The organism is Streptomyces sp. SDr-06, from assembly GCF_003324565.1.
Taxonomy (GTDB): Bacteria; Actinomycetota; Actinomycetes; order Streptomycetales; family Streptomycetaceae; genus Streptomyces.
Window position 1 is genome coordinate 650364 of record NZ_QOLA01000002.1, and the last position, 24441, is coordinate 674804.

At 68.8% G+C, this 24441-nt stretch carries 19 protein-coding genes and 1 tRNA gene; 8 read left to right on the forward strand and 12 right to left on the reverse strand.

Features of this window, described 5'->3' with window-relative positions:
• Nucleotides 1-64: 64 nt before the first annotated feature.
• Complete coding sequence (locus DT019_RS07305) at nt 65-1828, reverse strand: glycoside hydrolase family 35 protein (protein ID WP_114035806.1); 1764 nt, start codon at nt 1826-1828, stop codon at nt 65-67.
• A gap of 128 nt (nt 1829-1956) precedes the next feature.
• On the opposite strand from DT019_RS07305, the gene DT019_RS07310 reads away from it, so the two are divergent.
• The 5 genes from DT019_RS07310 (at nt 1957) to DT019_RS07330 (ending at nt 8837) form a co-directional block, all read left to right on the forward strand.
• Entirely contained in the window at nt 1957-2844 is an 888-nt protein-coding gene (locus tag DT019_RS07310) for a helix-turn-helix domain-containing protein (protein WP_114035807.1), read from the forward strand.
• An 11-nt stretch (nt 2845-2855) separates the two neighbouring features.
• The gene (locus tag DT019_RS07315; protein WP_114035808.1) at nt 2856-3158 is read left to right on the forward strand and encodes a chorismate mutase; all 303 of its coding nucleotides are present in this window, start codon (nt 2856-2858) and stop codon (nt 3156-3158) included.
• 211 nt (nt 3159-3369) lie between these two features.
• Nucleotides 3370-5859 (forward strand): aminopeptidase N, encoded by a 2490-nt coding sequence (pepN, locus tag DT019_RS07320; protein WP_114035809.1) that lies wholly within the window; start codon nt 3370-3372, stop codon nt 5857-5859.
• A gap of 171 nt (nt 5860-6030) precedes the next feature.
• Nucleotides 6031-7428: a pyridoxal phosphate-dependent decarboxylase family protein gene (locus DT019_RS07325; protein WP_114035810.1), complete on the forward strand. Its 1398-nt coding sequence runs from the start codon at nt 6031-6033 to the stop codon at nt 7426-7428.
• On the forward strand, nt 7425-8837 hold the full coding sequence (locus DT019_RS07330; protein ID WP_114035811.1) for a lysine N(6)-hydroxylase/L-ornithine N(5)-oxygenase family protein: 1413 nt from the start codon (nt 7425-7427) through the stop codon (nt 8835-8837). Before DT019_RS07325 ends, DT019_RS07330 begins: the two co-directional genes overlap by 4 nt.
• 19 nt (nt 8838-8856) lie before the next feature.
• Here DT019_RS07330 and DT019_RS07335 read toward each other — a convergent pair whose 3' ends face one another.
• A complete protein-coding gene (locus tag DT019_RS07335) occupies nt 8857-10677 on the reverse strand; it encodes a bifunctional metallophosphatase/5'-nucleotidase (protein ID WP_114035812.1) in 1821 nt (606 codons plus the stop codon).
• 159 nt (nt 10678-10836) lie between these two features.
• On the opposite strand from DT019_RS07335, the gene DT019_RS07340 reads away from it, so the two are divergent.
• Nucleotides 10837-11532 (forward strand): SIMPL domain-containing protein, encoded by a 696-nt coding sequence (locus tag DT019_RS07340; RefSeq protein WP_114035813.1) that lies wholly within the window; start codon nt 10837-10839, stop codon nt 11530-11532.
• A 156-nt stretch (nt 11533-11688) separates the two neighbouring features.
• Nucleotides 11689-13125, forward strand: coding sequence for a pyruvate kinase (gene pyk, locus DT019_RS07345; protein ID WP_114035814.1), 1437 nt, complete (start codon nt 11689-11691; stop codon nt 13123-13125).
• Nucleotides 13126-13177: 52 nt separating this feature from the next.
• Here pyk and DT019_RS07350 read toward each other — a convergent pair whose 3' ends face one another.
• Nucleotides 13178-13957: a helix-turn-helix domain-containing protein gene (locus tag DT019_RS07350; RefSeq protein ID WP_114035815.1), complete on the reverse strand. Its 780-nt coding sequence runs from the start codon at nt 13955-13957 to the stop codon at nt 13178-13180.
• A gap of 83 nt (nt 13958-14040) precedes the next feature.
• A tRNA-Leu gene (locus DT019_RS07355) sits at nt 14041-14123 on the reverse strand.
• A gap of 95 nt (nt 14124-14218) precedes the next feature.
• Here DT019_RS07355 and DT019_RS07360 point away from each other — a divergent pair.
• Entirely contained in the window at nt 14219-14875 is a 657-nt protein-coding gene (locus DT019_RS07360) for an ANTAR domain-containing response regulator (protein WP_114035816.1), read from the forward strand.
• 71 nt (nt 14876-14946) lie between these two features.
• Here DT019_RS07360 and DT019_RS07365 read toward each other — a convergent pair whose 3' ends face one another.
• The 8 genes from DT019_RS07365 to DT019_RS07400 form a co-directional block, all read right to left on the reverse strand.
• Complete coding sequence (locus tag DT019_RS07365) at nt 14947-15663, reverse strand: ABC transporter ATP-binding protein (protein ID WP_114035817.1); 717 nt, start codon at nt 15661-15663, stop codon at nt 14947-14949.
• Nucleotides 15660-16520: an ABC transporter ATP-binding protein gene (locus tag DT019_RS07370; protein WP_411292692.1), complete on the reverse strand. Its 861-nt coding sequence runs from the start codon at nt 16518-16520 to the stop codon at nt 15660-15662. The genes DT019_RS07365 and DT019_RS07370 overlap by 4 nt, the downstream gene beginning before the upstream one ends.
• A gap of 5 nt (nt 16521-16525) precedes the next feature.
• Nucleotides 16526-18319, reverse strand: coding sequence for a branched-chain amino acid ABC transporter permease (locus DT019_RS07375; RefSeq protein WP_114036055.1), 1794 nt, complete (start codon nt 18317-18319; stop codon nt 16526-16528).
• 5 nt (nt 18320-18324) lie between these two features.
• On the reverse strand, nt 18325-19254 hold the full coding sequence (locus tag DT019_RS07380; RefSeq protein WP_114035819.1) for a branched-chain amino acid ABC transporter permease: 930 nt from the start codon (nt 19252-19254) through the stop codon (nt 18325-18327).
• Between the two features lie 98 nt (nt 19255-19352).
• Complete coding sequence (locus DT019_RS07385; protein WP_114035820.1) at nt 19353-20567, reverse strand: branched-chain amino acid ABC transporter substrate-binding protein; 1215 nt, start codon at nt 20565-20567, stop codon at nt 19353-19355.
• Nucleotides 20568-20978: 411 nt separating this feature from the next.
• Nucleotides 20979-21431, reverse strand: a complete 453-nt coding sequence (locus DT019_RS07390; RefSeq protein WP_114035821.1) for a hypothetical protein — start codon at nt 21429-21431, stop codon at nt 20979-20981.
• A gap of 114 nt (nt 21432-21545) precedes the next feature.
• Nucleotides 21546-22013 carry a PaaI family thioesterase gene (locus DT019_RS07395; protein WP_114035822.1) on the reverse strand — a complete coding sequence of 156 codons (468 nt, stop codon included), beginning with the start codon at nt 22011-22013 and terminating at the stop codon, nt 21546-21548.
• Nucleotides 22014-22099: 86 nt separating this feature from the next.
• The gene (locus tag DT019_RS07400; RefSeq protein WP_114035823.1) at nt 22100-24394 is read right to left on the reverse strand and encodes an FdhF/YdeP family oxidoreductase; all 2295 of its coding nucleotides are present in this window, start codon (nt 24392-24394) and stop codon (nt 22100-22102) included.
• Nucleotides 24395-24441: the final 47 nt, after the last annotated feature.

The window sequence follows — 24441 nt, forward strand, 5'->3', positions numbered from 1 at the left end:
GCGCGTCCCGGCCGCGGGCGGCGATGACCTCGTGGGGGGGTGCGGCACACCCCCGGAGGGGCGCTCAGCCCAGCACCACCACCTCACCCGCCCCCTCCAGCTCAAGCACCCACACCTCATTCACCCCACCCCGCAACACCGGCCCCGGCACATGCAGAGCCCCCTGCGGCCCCACCCCCCAGTACCGCCCCACACAGAACCCGTTCACCCACACGAACCCCCGCCCCCACCCCGGCACCCGAACCCGCGCGAACGAGGCCGCGGACGCCTCGGCCGGCAGGTCGAGACGGGCCCGGTACAGCCCCGTCGCCCCCGCCCCGGACGGCTCCCCGAAGGGCACCTTCGCCACCGCCTCCGCCGAGCCGAACGCGTCCAGCCGCAGCCCCCGCGCCCGCACCCCGTGCAGATACTGCCGCTCGTGCAGCACCCCGCCCGTGATCCCCTTCGACTCCCCGCTGCAGGGCCCGTAGTTGACCCGGCCCAGCGACTCCACCCACAGCTCGACCGCCGCGCCCCCCGGCACGGGCTCGGGCAGCGTGGCGTCCTCGGTATCCAGAATCCCGGCCCGCACACCATCCACGTACACCGTCGCCAGGTCGCGCAGGCCGAGCACCCCGAGCGGATACGGCCGGCGGGGCCCGGGCACGTCGAGGCGGTAGCGGACCAGCCCCCGGTCCACGTCCAGCTCCTCGAACGTCGGCGGAACCGGCGACTCGTGTTCCTCACCGCCCAGGACGTCGAGCACCTCGTCCAGCGACGCCCATCCGTCCGGAACCACCCGGAAGCACCCCTCCAACTCCACGGGGAGCGGCGGCAGTTCGGGAAGCGGAGCTCCACCGTCCTGATAGTCCGCCAGCACCTCGCGGAACAGCCGGAACTTCTCCGTCGGCCGGCCCGCCTCGTCGATCGGCGCGTCGTAGTCGTACGACGTCGCCGTCGGCTCCAGCACCCCCACATGCAGGTCACCCGCCCGGTTCGCGCCCGACCAGCCCGCGAAGTTGGTGCCGCCGTGTGCCATGTAGATGTTGACCGACGCCCCGCACTCCAGGATCTCGCGCAGCGTGGCCGCCGCGTCCGCCGCGTCCCGCACGACGTGCTCCGCGCCCCAGTGGTCGAACCAGCCGCACCAGAACTCCATGCACATCAGCGGCCCCGACGGCTGGTGCCCGCGCAGCACCTCGAAGGCCTCGCGCGCCCCGCTGCCGAAGTTCGCCGTCGCCAGCACCCCCGGCAGCGAGCCGCCGGTCAGCATGTGGTCCTCGGGGCCGTCGGAGGTGAACAGCGGCACCGTGATCCCGCACTCGTGCAGCAGATCGGCGAGGTGGCGCAGATAGCCCCGGTCACTGCCGTAACTGCCGTACTCGTTCTCCACCTGCACCATGAGCACCGGCCCGCCCCGGTCGACCTGCCGCTCGGCGACCTGGGGGAGCAGGGTGCGAAACCAGCGGTTCACCTGCACCAGGTACTCCGCGTCGTCGGTCCGCACCCGCCGCCCCAGCCGGCCCGTCAGCCAGTGCGGAAGCCCCCCGTTCTCCCACTCGGCGCAGATGTAGGGCCCGGGACGCACGATCGCCCACAGCCCCGCCTCGTGCGCGGCGTCCAGGAAGCGGCCCAGCGCCCCCACGTCCTCGTACCGGCCGAGGAACGGCTCGTGCAGGTTCCACGGAACGTACGTCTCGACGCAGTTCAGGCCCATCGCCCGCAGCATCGCGAGCCGGTGCCCCCACTGCGCCTCGTGCACCCGGAAGTAGTGCAGCGCGCCCGACAGCAGGCGCACCGGCCGCCCGTCGAGCAGAAAATCCTCGTCCCCCACGGTGAAGTCGCCCACCGGCCGGCCCGCCCATCTCTCTCGGTCACAACGCCAGGCCACTCTTGCCCCTGGCGCGCCGCCGGTCCATGGACAAAGATCGGCGCTGATTGGACACAAGGGGGACCCGGCAGAGAGCGGAAACCGGCATGTATCACACCTGGATGCGGTATTTCACCCCGAGCCCGGCCCATCACCGGCTCGGCCTGGTCTGCCTCGGGGTGGGACTCCAGCACGGCATGCTCCCCACCGTCGGACCCCGCACCCTCGACCACCACGTCGCCGTCGTGATCGGCGCCGGCGGCGGCTGGTTCCGCGGCGCCGACGGCCGCCGCGTCCCCGTCACCGCGCCCGCCCTGATCTGGCTCACCCCCGGCGTGCCCCACCACTACGGGCCCGACCCCACCACCGGCTGGGACGAATCCTTCGTCGACTTCACCGGCCCCGCCACCGCCACCTACACCGAACTCGGCTACATCGAACCCGACCGCCCCGTCGTGCCCCTCGGCGACACCGTCGGCGCCCGCGCCGCCGTCGGCCGCATCGCCCGGGCCGCCCGCCGCGGCAACCCGCTCCTGGAGGTCGAGACCTCGGCCGCCGTCCACGAACTGCTCGTCGCGCTGCGCCGCGCCCGCGCCGACGTCGCCCCCGACGGCGACCCCGTTCTCGACGCCCTGGCCCGCGACGCCTTCCAGCCGCTGTCGGTGGCCGAACACGCCTCCCGGCACGGCATGACCCCCGCCGAACTGCGCACCGCGGTGCGCCGCGCGGCCGGCTGCAGCCCCAAGGACTACCTCCTCGGCATCCGCCTCGGCCGCGCCAAGGAACTGCTCGCCGCCACCGAACTGCCGGTCGCGGCCGTGGCCCGCCGCGTCGGCTACGACGACCCCGCCTACTTCTCCCGCCTGTTCACCCGCCGCGTCGGCATCGCCCCCGTCCGCTTCCGCGAACAGCAGGGCCGGGCCGTGCCGGGCGGCTGGAGCCACCAGATCCCGGATCCTGAACACCCGCCCACCATCGCGGGCCACGCCACGTAAGCTCGACGACCATGACCACGATCGACCCCTCCGTGCAGGCCGAGCTGACCCGGCTCCGCGACAGCATCGACAACATCGACGCGGCCGTCGTGCACATGCTGGCCGAGCGTTTCAAATGCACCCAGCAGGTAGGCCACCTCAAGGCCGAACACAGACTGCCCCCGGCCGACCCCTCGCGCGAAGCCGAACAGATCGCCCGGCTGCGCCGCCTCGCCGAGAACGCCAAACTCGACCCGGCGTTCGCCGAGAAACTCCTGAACTTCATCATCGCCGAGGTCATCAGGCACCACGAGACCATCGCCAAGTCCGCCTGACACCCCGCCCCTCACCCGACGACGCCCCACCGCTCGCAGGCCCACGGCACCGCACCGCCCCCTCCCACCGGGACCCGCGGTGCCCACCCGGGGCGCCACGGCGTGACATCGCGCCCGGCCCCAACGGTCACCCGCCCCCGGCCCGCCACCCGCAGCGCGACAGCACCTCAGCCCCTGTGCGGACCCGCCCGTTTCAGGCAGCATGGCCCCCATGTCCGTACTGACGCGCGACGAAGCGCAGACCCGAGCCCAGTTCCTCGACGTACAGCGGTACCGCATCGAACTCGATCTGACCACCGGCGAGGACACCTTCGAATCCCGCACCGCCATCCACTTCACCGCACGCACGGCCGGGGACACCTTCGTCGAGCTCAAGCCCGCGACGCTCCGCTCGGTCACCCTCGACGGAACACCCCTGGACCCGGAGGCGCTCACCGAGAACCGGCTCGCGCTGACCGCCCTCACCGCGGGCCCCCACGAACTGCGCATCGACGCCGTCATGCACTACTCCCACACCGGCGAAGGCCTCCACCGCTTCACCGACCCCGCCGACGGCGAGACCTACACCTACACCCAGCTCTTCATGGAAGACGTCCAGCGCGTCTTCGCCGCCTTCGACCAGCCCGACCTGAAGGCCGCCTTCGACCTCACCGTCACCGCCCCCGACGGCTGGAAGGTCCTCGCCAACGGCATCACCACCCAGCAGGACGACGGGCGGTGGAGAGCCGCCACCACCCCGCTCATCTCCACCTACCTCGTCGCGCTCGCCGCCGGCCCCTGGCACTCGGTGACCACCGAACACGCCGGCCTGCCCTTCGGCCTGCACTGCCGGCGCTCCCTCGCCCCCCACCTCGACGCCGACGCCGACGAACTCTTCGAGATCACCCGGCAGTGCTACGACCGCTACCACGAGAAATTCGCCGAGCCCTACCCCTTCGACTCCTACGACCAGGCCTTCGTCCCCGAATTCAACGCCGGCGCCATGGAGAACCCCGGACTCGTCACCTTCCGCGACGAATTCGTCTACCGCTCCGCCGTCACCGACACCGAACGCCAGACCCGCGCCATGGTCATCGCCCACGAGATGGCCCACATGTGGTTCGGCGACCTCGTCACCCTGCGGTGGTGGGACGACATCTGGCTCAACGAGTCCTTCGCCGAATACATGGGCTACCAGACCCTCACCGAAGCCACCCGCTTCGCCGACACCTGGGTCGACTTCGGCATCGTCCGCAAGGCCTGGGGCTACGACGCCGACCAGCGTCCCTCCACCCACCCCGTCGCCCCCGCCCCCGAAGCCGTCCCCGACACCGCGTCCGCCATGCTCAACTTCGACGGCATCTCCTACGCCAAGGGCGCCTCCGCCCTGCGCCAACTCGTCGCCTGGCTCGGCGAGAAGGACTTCCTCACCGGCATCAACACCCACTTCGCCCGGCACAAGTTCGCCAACGCCACCCTCGCCGACTTCATCGACTCCCTCGCCTCCGCCACCGACCGCGACGTCCACGCCTGGGCCCGGCAATGGCTCGGCACCACCGGAGTCGACACCCTCGTCCCCGCCGTCCACGAAGCCGACGGCTCCTGGCACCTCACCATCACCCGGCACGGCGAACGCCCCCACCGCCTCATCGCCGGCGCCTACGACCGCGACCTCGGCGACGGCCGCGACCTCGTCCTGCGCGAACACCTCGACCTCGACGTCCCCCAAGGCGAATCCGCCACCGTACGCCCCGGACGGCGCCCCGCCCTCCTCGTCCTCAACGACCAGGACCTCACCTACGCCAAGGTCCGCCTCGACGACACCTCCGCCGACACCGCGCTGCGCTCCCTGTCCGGCGTACCCGACGCCCTCACCCGCGCCGTCCTGTGGAACACCCTGCGCGACATGGTCCGCGACGGCGAACTCGAACCCGCCGCCTACCTGGAGACCGCCCGCGCCCACCTCACCGAGGAAGCCGACCTCGCCGTCGTCCAAGGCGTCCTCACCTTCGCCGCCGGCCAGATCACCGACCGCTACCTCACCCCCACCGAACGCCCCGCCGCCCTCGCCCTGCTCACCGACCTCACCCGCGACCTCCTGCGCCGCACCGAGGACGGCAGCAACCCCGGCCTGCGCCTCACCGCCGTACGCCACTTCATCGACGCCGCCACCCAGCCAGACACCCTGCGCGGCTGGCTGGACGACGGCACCGTCCCCGGCGGCCCCGAACTCGACCCCGAACTGCGCTGGCGCATCCTCACCCGCCTCGCCGTCCTCGGCGCCACCGACGACACCGAGATCGCCGCCCACCTCGCCGCCGACCCCAGCGCCACCGGCGAAGAAGGCGCCGCCCGCTGCCGCGCGGCCCTGCCCGGCACCCACGCCAAGGAAACCGCCTGGACCGCCCTGTTCCACGGCGACACCCTGTCCAACTACCTCTTCACCGCCACCGCACAAGGCTTCTGGCAACCCGAACAGGCCGACCTGCTCCAGCCCTACGTCGCCCGCTACTACCAGGACGTCGTCCCCCTCGCCGCCCGCCGCGGCCCCGCCATCGCCGACGCCGCGGGCCGCTACGCCTTCCCCACCCCCGCCGTCGACGAACACGCCCTGCGCCTCGGCGAAACCTGCCTCGCCCAGGACGACCTGCTGCCCGCCCTGCGCCGCAAACTCATCGACCAGATCGACGACCTGCGCCGCGCCCTGAGCATCCGCCGCTGACCCCCGCCCCGGACCGCACCTGACAGGGCCATACCAGGAATCACCCTCCCCAACTCGCCCCCACCGCAAGGCAGTACCACTTTCGGGTTGAGATCGTTGTGCACAGCGGCTCCACCGGCCGACACCGGACCACGCTGGAGGAGCCGCTGCTCGCACACCCGAAGGAACCCCATGCACCCGCCGCCCCTCGCCGGAGGCACCGCAGGACCCGGGGCCCTGCGCCCCCTCCTCGACGTCGTCCTCGACGCCCTCACCCAAGGGGCGAAGACCCGCGGCGGCCCGCTGCCCGGCGGCGGCCCCCACACCGTCGCCCAGCGCGTCCACGACGCCGCCCACGACCTCCTCCCCACCCACGGCACCGGCGCCGAAGAAGCCCTCACCACCCTCGTGAGCGCCCTCACCGAAGGCGCCGCCGACCCCGCCGAACCCCACTGCGCCGCCCACCTCCACACCCCGCCCCTCGCCCTCGCGGCCGCCGCCGACCTCGCCGCCAGCGCCCTCAACCCCTCCCTGGACTCCTGGGACCAGGCCCCCGCCGCCTCCGCCCTCGAAGCCCTCCTCACCCGCACCCTCGCCCAGGAGATCTGGCCCCGCGGCGACGCCCTCCTCACCACCGGCGGCACCGAGTCCAACCAGCTCGCCCTCCTCCTCGCCCGCGAACACCACGGCCCGCCCCGCATCGTGTGCGGCGCCCACACCCACCACTCCATCCACCGCGCCGCCTGGCTCCTGGGCCTGCCCGAGCCCGTCGTCGTACCCGCTCCCACCGGCACCACCGACCTCGCCGCCCTCCACGCCGCCCTCACCGGCCTCCACCACCACCACCCCCTCCTCGTCGTCGCCACCGCGGGCACCACCGACACCGGCGCCATCGACCCGCTCCCCGCCATCGCCGACCTGTGCGCCACCCACCACGCCGCACTCCACGTCGACGCCGCCTACGGCGGACCCCTCCTGTTCAGCGACCGCCACCGCCACCAACTGAACGGCCTCGAACGCGCCGACACCGTCAGCCTCGACCTGCACAAACTCGGCTGGCAACCCGCCGCCGCAGGCCTGATCGCCGTCGCCGACCCCCACCGCCTCGCCCCCCTCACCCACACCGCCGACTACCTCAACGCCGACGACGACACCGACGCCGGCCTGCCCGACCTGCTCGGCCGCTCCCTGCGCACCACCCGCCGCCCCGACGCCCTCAAGATCGCCGTCACCCTGCGCGCCCTCGGCCGCACCGGCCTCGCCGACCTCGTCGACCGCGTCTGCGCCAGCGCCCGCCACCTCGCCCAACTCATCGACCAGCACGACCAGTTGGAGCTCTACGAACAGCCCGCCATCTCCACCGTCCTCTTCCGCCCCCACCACGCCGACGACCACACCGTCGCCCACATCCGCCGCACCCTGCTCACCCACGGCACCGCCGTCCTCGGCAGGGCCCGCGCCGACGGCCGCCTCTGGCTCAAAGCAACCCTCCTCAACCCCCACCTCACCCCCCACGACCTGCACACCCTCATCGACACCACCCTCAGCGCCACCACCCCCCGCACCACCACGGAAGGCACCCCCCGATGACGCCCCAACCCCCCACCACCGAAGACCAGCCCCACGACCTCGTCGGCATCGGCATCGGCCCCTTCAACCTCTCCCTGGCCGCCCTCGCCCACGGCGTACCCGGCGGACTCGACACCGCCTTCTACGAACAGCGCCCCGCCTTCCACTGGCACCCCGGCCTCCTCATCGAAGGCGCCACCCTCCAAGTCCCCTTCCTCGCCGATCTCGTCACCCTCGCCGACCCCGCCAACCCCTGGACCTTCCTCAACTACCTCAAACACCGCGAACGGCTCTTCCCGTTCTACTTCGCCGAAAAATTCCACATCCAGCGCACCGAATACGACGCGTACTGCCGCTGGGTCAGCGAAAACCTCACCGACCTCCACTTCTCCCACCAGGTCGACGCCGTCCGCTGGAACCCCGAACGCGCCTTGTTCGAAATCGACTTCACCCACCTCGACACCCACGGCGAAGCCCAGGCACTCGGCCGCACCCACGCCCGCCACCTCGCCCTCGGCGTCGGCACCGAACCCCACATCCCCGAACCCCTCAAACCCCTCGCCGAAGCCCCCACCGTCCCCGTCATCCACAGCGCCGACTACCTCGACCACCGCGAACGACTCCTCACCGCCGAACACATCACCGTCATCGGCTCAGGCCAGTCCGGCGCCGAAGTCTTCCTCGACCTCCTGCGCCACCGCCCCGCCGGCGCCGAGAAGATCACCTGGCTCGCCCGCACCGAAGCGTTCGCCCCCATGGAGTACTCCAAACTCGGCCTCGAACACTTCACCCCCGACTACACCCGCTACTTCCACGCCCTCGCCGAACCCGTACGCGACCAACTGCTGCCCCGCCAATGGCAGCTCCACAAAGGCATCGACGCCGACACCATGGCCGCCATCCACGACGAGCTCTACCGCCGCACCCAGCACGGCGGCTGGCCCGACATCACCATGACCCCCGGCGTCACCGTCCGCACCGCGGGCCGCGTCGCCACCACCAAAGTCGAACTCCACCTCGAACACACCCAGCAAGGCGTACGCGAACGCCTCACCACCGACGCCGTCATCCTCGCCACCGGCTACCGCCAACGCCCCCTCGGCCCCCTGCTCGCCGGACTCGACCCCTACATGCGCTACGACAACGCCGAACGCCCCCGCGTCGACACCGACTTCAAACTCGTCCTCGACACCTCCGTCACCGGCCACGTCTACGTCCAGAACGCCGAACAGCACACCCACGGCGTCGGCGCCCCCGACCTCGGCCTCGCCGCCTGGCGCAGCGCCACCATCCTCAACTCCCTCACCGGCAAAGAGCCCTACCCCCTGCCCACCCGCACCGCCTTCACCACCTTCGGCCTCACCAAAACGAACCAGGCCCGCCCGGCACAACAGCCAGGGGGCCTGGTACCGCTCATCGAACAGCGGTGACGCACCACGAAGGAACGGCTCAGAACACGGGCACACCGTTCTGCGTCAGCTTCCAGTCCACCGAAGCGAACTCCGCCGGATCGATGACACCCTTCGCCTTCACCCACGCGATCATCGTGTTACGGATCTCGTCGGAGTTCGCCCACAGCTGCTTGGCGGTCGCCACCCCCGGGAAATTGCCGCCGCCATTGGCCCGGTAGTTGTTCACCGCCAGCACGAACTGCGCCGCGTCATCCAGCGGCTTGCCACCGAACATCACCTTCGACACCCGCGAACCCGCCGGCTTCGCGATGTCCACCTCGTACGAAACCCCGCTCACCACGTCGTAGTTGTAGTCCGGCGTGTTGTTCGCGTTGGTGATCTTCGCCGGGTCCACCGCACCCGTCGTCTGCACGTAGTAGTTCGCCGAGAACTCCAGGTACGCCTTCACCTGGGCGCCCGTCAGAAGCCGCGCCTCCAGCGTGTTCTCGTACACATACAGCCCCGCCACGTCCCTGATCGTCACCTGCCCCGCCGGTATCACCGCCGAGCGCGAGAAACAGGCAGCCTGCGACAGCACCGGCAACGACGCGTACGCCGTCGAAGCGAGCGCGTTCTTCACCGTCTCCGCCTGAATGTGATTGATCAAGTCAATGATCGGCACATCCTTGAATGGCGCCTCCGTCGACCGCATCTCCGCCTTGTTCGTGCCCACCACCTGGTTCACATACGCCACGACCTTGGCATGCTCCGCCTTCACCAGACGCGACACCACCGGATCCTCCGCCACGGCGTTCGCGTTGCGCACACTCGCCGTCACCGACGTCACATGCCAGCGGCCCTTCGAGAACTCCAGCGCGAAGTCGAAGACACTCAGCCGCATCCCCCACATGTACGGCTCCGACAGCACCACCGGCTTGCCGGTCTCCTTGTTCACCACCGTCCTCGACGCCACCTCCTTGTGGGTGTGACCCACCAGAATCGCGTCGATACCCGGCACCTGCTCCGCCACCAACGACGACGCGTTCTCCGGATACGGCAACGCGTCCCCGTACGACGTGGACCCGTCGAGCCCCGAATGATCCGTACAGATCACCACGTCACAACCCAGCGCCCGCAACTTCGGCACATAGATCTTCGCCTGCTCCACCAGACCCGGGAACGTCATCCTGCCCTGCACGTTCGCCTTGTCCCAGATCGCGATCCCCGGATTCGTCAGACCGAGGATCCCCACCTTCACATCCGGCCCGTGCGGCACCCGCAGTCGGCGCACCGTGTACGGAGGAAACGCCGGCTTCAACGTCTTCGCGTCCAGCGCGTTCGCACCCAGCAGCGGGAAGTCCAACTGCTCCTGGAACGCCCGCAGCGTCGGAATCCCGTAGTTGAACTCGTGATTGCCCAGCGCCGCCGCGTCATACCGCATGTGGTTCATCGCCAGCGCCATCGGATGCTTCGGACCCCGCTTGCCGGCCGAACCCGTGATCGGCTCCACCCGCGCGTAGTAGTACGACAGCTGCGTGCCCTGAATGATGTCACCCGCGTCGATCAACAGCGTGTTGTGACGGCCCTTCTCCTTGCGGACCTGATCCACCAACGTCGAGATCTTCGCCAGACCCACGTCGTTGTGCGCCGCGTCGTCGTACTCCTTGTCCGTGAAGTAGTCCCAGTTGAAGACGTGGCCGTGCAGATCCGTCGTACCCATCACAGAGAACGCGTACCGCTTCGGCGGACGTCCGTGCCCGTGCTCCCCACCCAGGTCCCGGGTCTCGGCCTCGGCGGGCAGCGCCGTACCCCCGGCGACGGCGACAGCGGCCCCCGCGGCGGCCGTAGTGCCCAGGAACGTCCTGCGGTTCAGCGGCATGGTCTCTCCCTGAAGTCATGTGACGCGCGTAGAAGTTGCCCCAGACGGCAACGCGCGTAGACGCACGGATTCTGGCGCACACACAACCACCCGCAACACCCCCCGCAGGTTTCGATCTGATGACCAGCACCTGACACAACCCGATGCCACAGTGAAACCATGACCCCGACCCAGCCCTACGGCACCCCCGAACACCCCCGCCTCGCCGTCACCGGCGAAGCCCACCTCGACACCGACCCCGAAATCGCCCGCATCGCCATCACCATCACCACCCGCGGCCCCGACCGCCACACCACCCTCGACGACCTCACCCGCCGCAACACCCACAGCCTCAACCTCATCAAAAGCTACGGCGACACCATCGAAAAACTCGAAACCAGCGCCCTCACCCTCACCCCCGAACTCATCAAACACGGCCGCACCGACCGCATCCGCACCCACCACGGCACCGTCCACATCACCACCGAACTCAACGACTTCACCACCCTCGGCGAACTCACCACCCGCCTCGCCGACCTCGAACACACCCGCATCGACGGCCCCTGGTGGAGCCTGCGCCCCACCTCACCCGCCCACGCCGAAGTACGCCGCCAAGCCGTGCACCAAGCCGTCGCACGCGCCCACGAATACGCCCACGCCCTCGGCACCACCCTCTCCGCACTCCTCGAACTCTCCGACCCCGGCGCCGACCACCCCACCCCCACCTACGGACAACCCACCGGCGCCGGCATGGCCTTCCGCGCCGCCGCCCCCGGCACCCCCGAACCCACCCCCACCCTCGACCTCCAACCCCAACGCCAAACCATCCACGCCCGCGTCAACGCCCGCTTCACCATGCACCCACCAACCCTGTAACACCCCGTAGCGCCACCCCGCGCCGGGCGCCCCGAAATGCTCATCGGAGCGCCCCGGCGCACAATTCAACACTTGTCAACCACCCTTCACCCAAAGGTTGTTGAGCAGTAACCCGCACCCAAATCCCTACCCACCGGTAAGCCCTAGGCTCGAACCATGCGCCGAGCCAAAATCGTCTGCACCCTAGGGCCCGCCACCACCACATACGACCAGATCAAAACCCTGGTCGAAGCCGGAATGGACGTCGCCCGCCTCAACCTCAGCCACGGCACCTACGCCGAACACGAAGAGCGCTACCGACACGTCCGCAAAGCCTCCGACGAAACCGGCCACAACGTCGGCATCCTCGCCGACCTTCAAGGCCCGAAGATCCGCCTCGGACACTTCGCCGAAGGCCCCGTACTCCTTGAACGCGGCGACGAATTCACCATCACCACCGAACCCGACACCCACGGCAACCGCCACCTCTGCGGCACCACCTACCCCGGCCTCGCCGCCGACGTCACCACCGGCGAACGCATCCTCGTCGACGACGGCAAAGTCGCCCTCCAAGTCACCCGCGTCGACGGACCCCACGTCCACACCCTCGTCATCGAAGGCGGCATGGTCTCCGACCACAAAGGCCTCAACCTCCCCGGAGTCGCCGTCTCCGTCCCCGCCCTCTCCGACAAGGACCAGGACGACCTCCGCTGGGCCCTGCGCACCGGAGCCGACATCATCGCCCTCTCCTTCGTCCGCAGCGGACGCGACATCCAAGACGTCCACCGCATCATGGACGAAGAAGGCCGCCACCTCCCCGTCATCGCCAAAATCGAAAAACCCCAAGCCGTCGACAACATCGACGACATCGTCGCCGCCTTCGACGGCATCATGGTCGCCCGCGGCGACCTCGGCGTCGAAATGCCCCTCGAACAAGTCCCCATCGTCCAAAAGCGAGCCATCAAACTCGCCAAGCGCAACGCCAAACCCGTCATCGTCGCCACCCAAATGCTCGACTCGATGATCGACAACTCCCGCCCCACCAGGGCCGAAGCAAGCGACGTCGCCAACGCCGTCATCGACGGCACCGACGCCGTCATGCTCTCCGGCGAAACCAGCATCGGCAAACACCCCATCGAAACCGTCAAGACGATGAGCCGCATCGTCGAAGCGGCGGAAGAAGACGTCCTGGCCAAGGGGTTGCCGCCCCTGACCGAACGCAACAAGCCCCGCACCCAAGGCGGCGCTGTCGCCCGAGCCGCCGCCGAAATGGGCGACTTCCTCGGCGCGAAATTCCTCGTCGCCTTCACCCAGTCCGGCGACACGGTCAAGCGGCTGTCCCGCTACCGCTCCCCGATCCCCCTCCTCGCCTTCACCCCCGTACCGGCCACCCGCTCCCAGCTCAACCTCACCTGGGGCGTCGAAACCTTCCTCGGCCCCCACGTCGAATCCACCGACGAGATGGTGGCCCAGGTCGACGAAATGCTGCTGAAGGTCGGCCGCTGTCAGAAGGGCGACGTGGTCGTCATCACGGCGGGCTCCCCACCGGGCGTCCCCGGCTCCACGAACCTGGTCCGCGTCCACCACATCGGCGAGGACGACAGCCCCAAGTAACCCTGGACCCCGGCCCCTTGCCCCACCCCACGCAGGGGGCCCCGCGGTCTCCTCAGTACTTGGGGCCTATGTGCTGGTCCATGAGCTCTACTGAGTGCCGCTTCGCGACGGATATGTTGTACGGCTTTCCGTGCCGGGTGCAGTGCTTCCACTCGACCCCCAGCCGGTCGAGCGTGTCGGTGTAGAGCTGTCGGATGTCGTCCGAGACATTGGTGAACCAGTAGCGCGGGTACTCGTAACGCTTCTTCTCGCCGCCGACGATGCGGGTGGTCCAGTTGTTGGCGCGGCAGCCGTCGGAGTGGATGAGCCCTCGGAGGAAGTCCCAGGGATGGGCGTCGACGATGTCCTGCTGCCAGGGTTCGAGCGCGATGCGCCGCTCGTGCTTCTTGCCGGGTCCGTGCTGGGGGAACATGCAAGTCCAGTGCTGCGTGAAGGACTTGACCTCCACGCACCCTTGCCGCGGCCTCCTGTTCGTGCGGGGCAACGGCATGACTGACCGCATTGCCTGTTCGGCAGCATCGATCAAGCCGGTCTGGGCGGCGTTGCAGAAGACGGACAGGTGGTGCTGCTTGGGCTTCGAAATGATGTGCCCGTCACCCAGGTAGAGGCCCAGCAAGTAGGCGTACGCCACACGATCGAAATCCCGGCCCGTGCATCTGGGGCAGTCGGTGGGATGCTCGTACGTTTCGCCCTGCCGTCGGCGGTCCTCGTGGCGCCACCAGCCGACTGTGCCCAGAGGCACATCGAGCCGCCTTGCCACGTCCGCGTTCTTCGTCCCGCCGCGCAGCAGCGTGAGCGCCTGTTGTCGCACCTCTGTGCCGTGAAAGTTCATGCGACAACCCTGCGTGACGGGCCGTCGCTCCACGTAGCAGAAAGCGGAGGTTCACGCGAACGTGAACCTCCGCTTACGGAGAGTGCCGGGTGCGGGATTCGAACCCGCATGCCCTTTCGGACAGATGTGTTTGAGACATCCGCGTATGCCGTTCCGCCAACCCGGCAAGGCTGCTGGTGGGAGTGTACCCGTTAACCCGCTGCGGCAGCAGCTAGGTACCCTGCAGGGGAGCAGTATCTGCCCCGCACCGAGGAGCCCCCCGTGACCGCCCCCGAGTCGCCCCAGCCCATCGCAGACGACGACGATGCGACGCACGTCCCCCCGCTGACGACCCGCGTCGTCATCGCCGAGGACGAGGCCCTCATCCGGCTCGACCTCAAAGAGATGCTCGAAGAAGAGGGCTACGCGGTCGTGGGTGAGGCCGGTGACGGGCAGAAGGCCGTCGAGCTCGCCCGGGAGCACCAGCCGGACCTCGTGATCCTGGATGTGAAGATGCCCGTCCTGGACGGGATCTCCGCCGCCGAGTTGATCGCGAAGGAGTCGATCGCCCCGGTGCTGATGCTGACGGCGTTCAGCCAGCGGGATCTGGTGGAGCGGGCGCGGGATGCCGGTGCGATGGCGTATCTGGTGAAGCCGTTCTCGAAGAGTGATGTGGTGCCGGCGATCGAGATGGCGGTGTCGCGGTTCACGGAGTTGAAGGCGCTGGAGCAGGAGGTCGCGGACCTTTCGCAGCGTTTGGAGACGCGGAAGTTGGTGGATCGGGCGAAGTCGGTGTTGCAGACGCAGTACGGGTTGTCGGAGCCGGCAGCGTTCCGGTGGATTCAGAAGACGTCGATGGATCGGCGGATGTCGATGCAGCAGGTGGCCGAGGCGGTTATTGAGGACGCGGAGGAGAAGAAGGCGGCGAAGGGGCAGTAGCCTCCGGGTACCAGAAAGAGTGGCCCGCATCCGAATCCTGGATGCGGGCCACTCTTGTACGTACTCAGTGCTCAGTCTTCGCCGAGGTAGGCCTTGCGGACGGATTCGTCGTGGAGGAGGTCTTGTCCTGTTCCGGAGAGGACGATTTTGCCGATTTCCATGACGTGTCCTTGGTCGGCGAGGGAGAGCGCGGCTTGGGCGTTCTGTTCGACGAGGAGGATGGTGGTGCCTTGGGCTTTGAGTTCGCTGATGGTGGCCATGATTTTCTGCATCATGATGGGGGAGAGGCCCATGGAGGGTTCGTCGAGCATGAGCAGTTTTGGCTGGGACATGAGGGCGCGGCCCATGGCGAGCATTTGTTGTTCGCCGCCGGAGAGGGTGCCTGCTGCTTGTTTGCGGCGTTCTCCGAGGATGGGGAAGAGGTCGTAGGCGCGCTGGATGTCTTTTTCGATGCCTGTTTTGTCGTCGCGGAGGTAGGCGCCGAGGCGGAGGTTGTCCTCGATGGTCATGCGGGGGAAGATGTGGCGGCCTTCGGGGGAGTGGGCCATTCCGAGGGCGACGATTTTGTGTGCGGGGACGTTTTTGAGGGGTTTGCCGTCGAAGGTGATGGTTCCGGCGAGGGGTTCGAGGAGGCCGGAGAGGGTGCGCAGGGTGGTGGTCTTTCCGGCGCCATTGGTGCCGATGAGGGTGACGACTTGTCCTGCTTCGACGCTGAAGGAGATGCCTTTGACGGCTTCGATTTTGCCGTAGGCGACCCGGAGGTCCTCGACTTCGAGGAGTGCGGTCACGGGGTGTCTCCTTCGGTGCTGGTGGTGCTCTGCGCCGTTTCGGCGGCTTCTACTTCGGCGAGTTCTTCGTCTCCGGGGGCGCCTTCGAAGGGGGTGCCGAGGTAGGCGGCGATGACGCGTTCGTCGGCTTGGACGATGTCGGGGGTGCCTTCGACGAGTTTTTCGCCTTGGACGAGGACGGAGACGCGGTCGCAGAGGTTCATGATGAAGCGCATGTCGTGCTCGATGACGAGGACGGCGATGCCTTGGTCGCGGATGGCGAAGATGAGTTCTTCGGCGGCGCGGGTTTCTTGGGGGTTCATGCCGGCGGTGGGCTCGTCGAGGAGGAGGAGTCCGGGTTCGCTGGCGAGGGCGCGGGCGATTTCGAGCTTGCGTTGTTCGCCGTAGGGGAGGTTGCGGGAGAGGTGGTCCGCTTTTGCGGCGAGTCCGGTGAACTGGAGGAGTTCCATGGCTCGTTCGCGTGATGTTTCTTCGGCTTTTTTGAAGCCGGGGAGGCGGAGGAGTGCGGACCAGAGGCCTTCTTTGGTGCGGGTGTGGCGGCCGACGAGGACGTTTTCCAGGACGGTCATGTTGGGGAAGAGGCGGATGTTCTGGAAGGTGCGGGCGACGCCGGCTTGGGTGACGAGGTGGGGTTTGGGGGGGAGGGTGGTGCCTTTGTAGGTGACTTTGCCTTCGGTGGGGATGTAGAGGCCGGTGAGGCAGTTGAAGAAGGTGGTTTTGCCTGCGCCGTTGGGTCCGATGAGGCCGACGATTTCGCCGCTGTTGACGGTGAGGTCGACGTTGCGTACGGCGGTGAGTCCGCCGAATCGCATGGTGACGCCGCTGGCGTGGAGGACGGTGTTGGTCGTGGTGGTCATGCTGGTCACGCCCCCGCCTTGGTGACGCCGACGGGTGTGTCGGTGAGGGTGGTGTCGGGTACGTCGAGTTGGCCGGTTTCGTGGAATTCGAGCTTTTTCCTGCGGTCGGCGACGATGCCTTCGGGGCGCAGGCGCATGAGGACGATGAGGGCGACTCCGAAGAGGAGGAGCTGGTAGTCCTGCATGAATTGGAGTTTGGCCGGGATGAGGTAGAGCAGGGATGCGCCGATGAGGGGTCCGCTCATGGTTCCCATGCCGCCGAGGATGACGGCGGCGAGGAGGAAGGCGGAGTTGGGGGGTACGGAGCCGGCGAATTGGTACTGCTCGGGGGTGACGGTGCTGGTGAGGTGGCCTTGGACGGTTCCGGCGAGTCCGGCGAGGGTGGCGCCGAGTGCGAAGGCGATGAGTTTGACGCGGAAGCCGTTGATGCCCATGGCGGTGGCGGCGGTTTCGTCTTCGCGGATGGCGACCCAGGCGCGGCCGATGCGGCTGTCGGCGCTGCGGCGGAAGACGGTGACGACGACGAGGGTGACGAGGAGCATCAGGAGGTAGTAGTTGCCGGGTTTGCCGAGGGTGAAGCCGGCGACGTCGTGGCTGATGCCGAGGTCGTATCCGAAGATGGTGATGTCGGGGATGGCGGGGATGCCTCGGGAGCCGTTGGTGACGTTGGGTCCGCTGTTCCCGTTGAGGTTGTTCATGGTGATGCGGAAGATTTCGCCGAAGCCGAGGGTGACGATGGCGAGGTAGTCGCCGCGTAGGCGCAGGGTGGGGGCGCCGATGAGGACGCCGAAGATGAGGGATGCGCCGGCGCCGACGAGGATGGCGGCCCAGAAGGGGAAGTGGACGCCGAGGCTGGAGGTGCTTGCGCCGGAGACGAGGGCTGCGGCGTAGGCGCCGACGCCGAGGAAGGCGACGTAGCCGAGGTCGAGGAGTCCGGCGAGGCCGACGACGACGTTGAGGCCGAGGGCGACGGTGGCGAAGATGAGGATGTTGGCGCCGATGAGGGCGTATTCGTCGCTGTTCTGGGTGAAGGGGAAGCAGATGGCGGCGACGAAGGCGGCGCTGAGGGTGACGGTGCGGTGTTGTGCGGTGAGTGCGGAGAGGCGGGCGAGGAGGCCTGCTTGGGTGATGGCGGCGAAGGTGAAGGCGGCGGTGATGAGGAAGCCGATGAAGAGTTCGGTGTATTCGGTGTCGATGCCGTAGGCGAAGACGTAGAGGCCGATGGCGAAGGCGGCGACGATGATGAGGATGCCGGCCCAGTCGGGGATGTTTTTTGCGGGGCGGGGGCTGGGGGCGGCGAGGGTGTGGCGGAGTCGTTGCCAGGGGTTGTCGCCGGTGGTGTCGGTGCCGGGGGTGTCGCCGGGGAGTGCGAAGGCGGCGATGGTGGCGATGAGGGCGCCGGTGCCGGAGATGTAGGCGCCGGGTTCGAGGTTGACGATGCCGCCGAGTTCGCTGGAGATGGCGCCGAGGGTGTAACCGGTGGTGCCGAGGGTGGCGAGGGTGAGGAGGCGCAGGGGTGCGTTGGTGCCGGCGGGGGTGAGCCAGCGCAGTCCTTGGATGCCGTAGGAGGAGAGGGCGAAGAGGATGGTGAGGGCTGCGGTGGTGAGGGTGAGGAGTTGGAGGCCGCCGGGGTAGCCGTCGACGGTGAGGTCGCCGGGGAAGTCGCTGGTCCAGGTCCAGGCCATGAAGGTGCCGATGAGGGCGATGGCGGCGCCGGCGGTGACGGTGTGCCGGGCGAGGCTGGTGGGCAGCGGGATGAGCGGGGTGCCGCTGTCGCGGTGGGTGGTGTTGGTGGTCATGGTGATCACGCCCTGTCCGCGACGCGTTCGCCGAGGAGGCCTTGGGGTCGCACGAGGAGGACGACGATGAGGAGGACGAAGGCCCATACGTCCTTCCAGGCGCCGCCGCCGAAGAGTTCCATGCTGGGGATGTTGCCGATGTAGCCGACGGCGAGGGATTCGGCGAGGCCGAGGACGATGCCGCCGAGCATGGCTCCGTAGATGTTGCCGATGCCGCCGAGGACGGCTGCGGTGAAGGCTTTGAGGCCCATGATGAAGCCCATGCGGAAGCCGACTTGACCGTTGTGGAGGCCGTAGCCGACGGCTGCGACGGCTGCGAACGCGGCGCCGATGGCGAAGGCCATGACGATGATGCGGTCGGTGTTGATGCCCATGAGTTTGGCGGTGTCGGGGTCTTGGGCGGTGGCTTGCATGCCGCGGCCGGTGCGGGTTTTGGTGACGTAGAACCCGAGGGCGATCATGCAGAGGGGGGCGGCGATGAGGATGAAGAGGTCGCCGCGTTGGACGTTGGCGCCGAGGATGTGGAAGGGGCTGCCGTCGAATTGGGGGAAGGAGCGGTCCTTCTTGGCGTCGGGGTACCACTTCCATACGGCTTGTTGGAGGGCGAGGGAGAGGCCGATCGCGGTGATGAGGGGGGCCAGTCGCGGGGCGTTGCGCAGGGGCCGGTAGGCGAAGCGTTCGGCTGCGGTGGCGACGAGGACGGAGATGATGACTCCGCCGATGATCATGAGGGGGATGGCGGCGAGGAGTGAGAAGCCGGTGGGGAGTGCGAGGAAGACGGTGAGAGCCCCGAAGCCCCCGACCATGAATATCTCGCCGTGGGCGAAGTTGATGAGCTGGACAATGCCGTAGACCATCGTGTAGCCGATCGCGATCAGTCCGTACATCGCGCCGAGGATGAGTCCATTGGCCAGCTGTTGCGGCAGTTCGTGCACCGCGGGGCCTCCGTGAAGTGATCGGATATGGCGCCGCGCGGGAGCGCTGGTGGCGCTCCCGCGCGGTCCTTTTCAGTGCTGGGGCGGGATTCGCCGGGTTACGGCTTGTAGGCCTCGCTGAGCTCGGGCTTCCAGGCGCCGTCGGTGACCTTGTAGGCGGTCATCATGGTGTTGGTGGTGTCGCCGTACTGGTCGAAGGAGACGGGGCCGGTGACGCCGTCGAACTTGACCTTGCCGACGGCGTCGAGGACCTTGGCGCGCAGGTCGCCGCTGGGGACCTTGCCGTTGTTGGCGGCGACGACGTCCTTGACGGCTTCGATGATGGCCCAGGTGGCGTCGTAGGTGCCGCCCCCGTAGGCCTCGTAGGCGTCCTTGTAGCCGGCTGCCTTGTAGTTGGCGATGAAGCTCTTGGCGGAGTCGAGTTGTTCGACGGGCTTGCCGACGGAGGTGGCGAGGTCGCCGCTGGCCTTCTTGTTGAGCTTGATGAAGTCGGCGCTGTAGATGCCGTCGCCGCCCATGAGCGGGATGTTGGTGCCGCTGTCCTTGAGCTGCTGGCTGAGGGGGCCGGCGGCGGGGTATTCGCCGCCGTAGTAGAGGGCCTTGGCTCCGGTGCTCTTGACCTTGGCGACGATGGCGTTGAAGTCGCGGTCGTCGGGGTTGACGTGGTCGCTTCCGACGATCTTGCCGCCGAGCTTGGTGAAGGTGTCCTTGAAGGACGCGGCGAGGCCGGCGCCGTAGGTCTTCTGGTCGTCGATGAGGTAGACCGAGTCGAGCTTGGCGTTGTTGAACAGGTACTTGGCGGCGAAGGCGCCCTGGACCTGGTCGGTGGTGGCGGTGCGGAAGAAGGTCTTGTAGGGGCGGACCTTGTTTCCGGTCTTCCAGCCGTCGCCCTGGGTCAGTTCGGTGCCGGTGTTGGCGGGGGAGATCTGGGTGAGGCCGGCGTCGTTGAGCGGTTTCTGCATGGACTGCGAGACGCTGGAGTTCAGGGGGCCGACGACGCCGACGACGGTCTTGTCGCCGATGAACTTGGTGGCGTTCTGCTGGCCGACGGACGGCTGGGCCTGGTCGTCGAGGGGCTGGGTCTTGAACTCGACGCCGGGGACGAGGTTCTGCTTGTTCGCCGTCTGGGCGGCGAGGTCGGCGGAGTTCTTGATGCCCAGGCCGAGGGCGGACAGGTCACCCGTGAGGGGTGCGTCGACGCCTATGACGACGGTCTGCTTCTTGCCGCTGCTGGTGTCGCCGCCTTTGTCGCGCGAACCGCAGGCGGTGAGTGTGAGTGCGCCTGTGGTGAGCACTGTGGTGAGGATGAGCAAGGAACGGTGTCGCACGATGGGTCCTTTCCCTGGCGCGGCCTCCTCGTATGCGAGGTGCCGTGTCGGTCGCCGGGGCGTACTGGGGGGTAGGTGTCGTGTAGCAGTCGCACCCGGCGGCGCGGTGACTGGCCGTGACTCTAAGCGCAGCTGAGGGGGGTGGGGAGCGGCCGGGACAGGATGTGACTTTCTTGTTATGCCAAGGCCAAACCTTGGCGGTGCAGGGCGGACAATTTGTACATTTCAGTACAGGGCGATTTCTCGCATGGTGAGAACGCCCAGTTCTGCTAAGGGGCTTGAGGGGATCATGGTGCTGACAGGCCCCGGAGCGTCCGGATGTCGGGCAGTGGCCGGGAGAGCGCTGAGAGGTGGCTGGAATTCGCCCACGGCGCCTCCGGCGTTGATTACGCAGCGTTATGCCGATCCGGACGGGGTGGGCTGCTTCGTCTGGGCCCAAGGGTCCGTCGTCGGGGGCCCGTTGCGGTAGCGCTCGGCGCAACCGCGCCGCGCCCGCTCGTCGATGACCCGGTCGCCGGCGGCCGCGCCGTGGGCCGCGCGCTCGGTGCGGGCCGCGCTCAGCGCCGCCAGGAGGATCTCGTTCTGCCCGTCGGACAGGCCCTTCTCCTGGTAGTCCAGGCCCGCGCCCTGCCCCGCGTCGAGCTCCTGCCGCGCCCAGTACGTGATCAGGTGGACGCAGAGCTGCTCGGGCGAAGTGGCCTGTGGGGAGGGCGAGTTGGGGCCCGAGGCGGTGAGGGTCGCGGTGCCCGCGGGTTCGGAGTGTCCGGTGGTGCAGCCGCCGAGCAGTGACGCGGCGGCGAGCGCGCCCGCCAGGGCGAGGGGAATCCGCGGTCGTCCTGGGGGTCTCATGACTCGACGTTAGGGTGCGGGCCCGCACGTGACAATGGCCGGTGAGTCGTCAACTCACCGGCCGGAAAACGGACTTGACCCGTCCGTGCGGTGTCGGGGGAGGGGCCCGGCGGGTCAGCCCTTGAGGCCCTCGGCGTCGCGCAGCAGGCAGGTCAGACGGGCCGTGCAGACCCGCTTGTCGTGCTCGTCGGTGATGACGATCTCGTACGTCGCCGTCGAGCGCCCGCGGTGCACGGGGGTGGCGACGCCGGTGACCAGGCCGCTGCGCACCCCGCGGTGGTGGGTGCAGTTCAGGTCGACGCCGACGGCGATCTTGGTGCTGCCGCCGTGCAGCATCGAGCCGACCGAGCCGAGCGTCTCGGCCAGGACCGCGGAGGCGCCGCCGTGCAGCAGCCCGTAGGGCTGGGTGTTGCCCTCGACGGGCATGGTGCCCACGACCCGCTCGGCCGAGGCCTCCACGATCTGCACGCCCATGCGGTCGCCCAGGTGTCCGGCGGAGAACATCGCGGGCAGGTCGACGCCGAGGGCCGCGTACTCGTCGACGACTTCCTGCGGGAACTTCACGCTGCTCTGCTCGCCCATGGGCTCCGGCTCCGTTCATCTGCGGTCACTGTGCTGTGTCCGCACCGTCATACCAGATGCCTGAGCGAACGCTTAGGACCCAGCTCTCATTCCCGTACCCCGCCCCGCGCATCCGTCGGCTCGAAGCGCACCACGACCGACTTGCTGGCCGGGGTGTTGCTGACGTCGGCCGTCGCGCCCAGCGGCACCAGGACGTTGGTCTCGGGGTAGTAGGCGGCCGCGCAGCCGCGCGCCGTCGGGTAGTGCACGACGCGGAAGCCGGGCGCGCGGCGCTCCACGCCGTCCTTCCACTCGCTGACCAGATCCGTGTACGAGCCGTCGGCCAGGCCGAGTTCGCGGGCGTCGTCCGGGTTGACCAGGACGATGCGGCGGCCGCCCTTGATGCCGCGGTAGCGGTCGTCGAGGCCGTAGATGGTGGTGTTGTACTGGTCGTGCGAGCGCAGGGTCTGGAGCAGCAGCCGGCCCTCGGGCAGCTCGGGGAACTCGACGGGGGCGGCCGTGAAGTTGGCCTTCCCGGTGGCGGTGGGGAAGCGGCGCTCGTCGCGCGGGGCGTGCGCCAGCTGGAAGCCGCCGGAGCGGGCGACCTTGGCGTTGAAGTCCTCGAAGCCGGGCACGACGCGGGCGATGCGGTCGCGGATGGCGGCGTAGTCCTGCTCGAACGCGGTCCAGTCGACCGCCGACCTGGCGCCGAGGGTCGCCCGGGCCATGCGGGCGACGATGGCGGGCTCGGACAGCAGGTGGGGACCGGCGGGGGTGAGGTTGCCGCGGGAGGCGTGCACCATGCCCATCGAGTCCTCGACCGTCACGAACTGGCGGCCGCTCTTCTGCACGTCCTTGTCGGTTCGGCCCAGGGTGGGCAGGATCAGGGCGCGCCGGCCGGTCACCGCGTGCGAGCGGTTGAGCTTGGTGGAGACGTGCACGGTGAGCGAGGCCCGGCGCATGGCGGCCTCGGTGACCTCGGTGTCGGGGGTGGCGCCCACGAAGTTGCCGCCCATCGCGAAGAACACCTTGGCCCTGCCGTCGCGCAGCGCCTCGATGGACCGTACGACGTCGTAGCCGTGGTGGCGGGGCGGGGCGAAGCCGAACTCCTTCTCCAGGGCGTCGAGGAAGGCGGGCGCGGGCCGCTCGAAGATGCCCATGGTGCGGTCGCCCTGCACGTTGGAGTGGCCGCGGACCGGGCAGACACCGGCGCCGGGGCGGCCGATGTTGCCGCGCAGCAGCAGGAAGTTGACGACTTCGCGGATAGTGGGCACGGCGTGCTTGTGCTGGGTCAGGCCCATCGCCCAGCACACGATGGTGCGCTGGGAGGCGAGGACCAGGGACAGGGCCTGCTCGATCTCGGTGCGGCTCAGGCCGGTCGCGGCCAGGGTGCGCTCCCAGTCCGCCTCGCGGGCCGCCGCCTTGAACTCCTCGAATCCGTGGGTGTGTTCGCGGACGAACAGCTCGTCGACGGCGCCCTCGGTCTCCAGGATCAGCTTGTTGAGGAGGCGGAAGAGGGCCTGGTCGCCGCCGATGCGGATCTGCAGGAACAGGTCGGTGAGGGCGGCGCCCTTGATCATGCCCTGCGGGGTCTGCGGGTTCTTGAACTTCTCAAGTCCCGCCTCGGGCAGCGGATTCACCGAGATGATCTTCGCTCCGGCGGCCTTCGCCTTCTCCAGGGCGGACAGCATCCGGGGGTGGTTGGTGCCCGGGTTCTGCCCGGCCACCACGATCAGGTCGGCCTGGTGGAGGTCCTCCAGGGAGACGCTGCCCTTGCCGACGCCGAGGGTCTCCGTCAGGGCCGAACCGGACGACTCGTGGCACATGTTGGAGCAGTCGGGCAGGTTGTTGGTGCCGAACTCGCGGGCGAAGAGCTGGAGCAGGAACGCCGCCTCGTTGCTGGTGCGCCCCGAGGTGTAGAAGAGGGCCTCGTCGGGCGAGCCGAGCGCGTTGAGCTCCTCGGCGATGATCTCGAAGGCGCGCTCCCAGGTGACCGCCTCGTACCGCTCGGCTCCCTCGGGCAGGTACATCGGCTGGGTGATGCGGCCCTGCTGGCCCAGCCAGTACCCGCTGCGGGTGGCGAGGTCGGCCAGCGGGTGCGCGGCGAAGAAGTCGGGGGTGACCCGGCGCAGCGTGGCCTCCTCGGCGACGGCCTTCGCCCCGTTCTCGCAGAACTCCGCCGTGTGCCGCTTGTCGCCCTCCGGCCAGGCGCAGCCGGGGCAGTCGAAGCCGTCCTTCTGGTTGACCTTCAGCAGGGTCTGCGCGGTGCGCCGCAGGCCCATCTGCTGCTGGGCCATGAGCAGGGTGTGGCCGATGGCGGGGAGGCCGGCCGCGGCGTGCTTGGGCGCGGCGACCTGCGGCGCGTCCTGGACCGGATCACCTGCGGGCGGCTTGCTGGCCATGGCGCTGCTCCCCTTCGAGCGAACACGAGATGCGTACGCCTTCGATC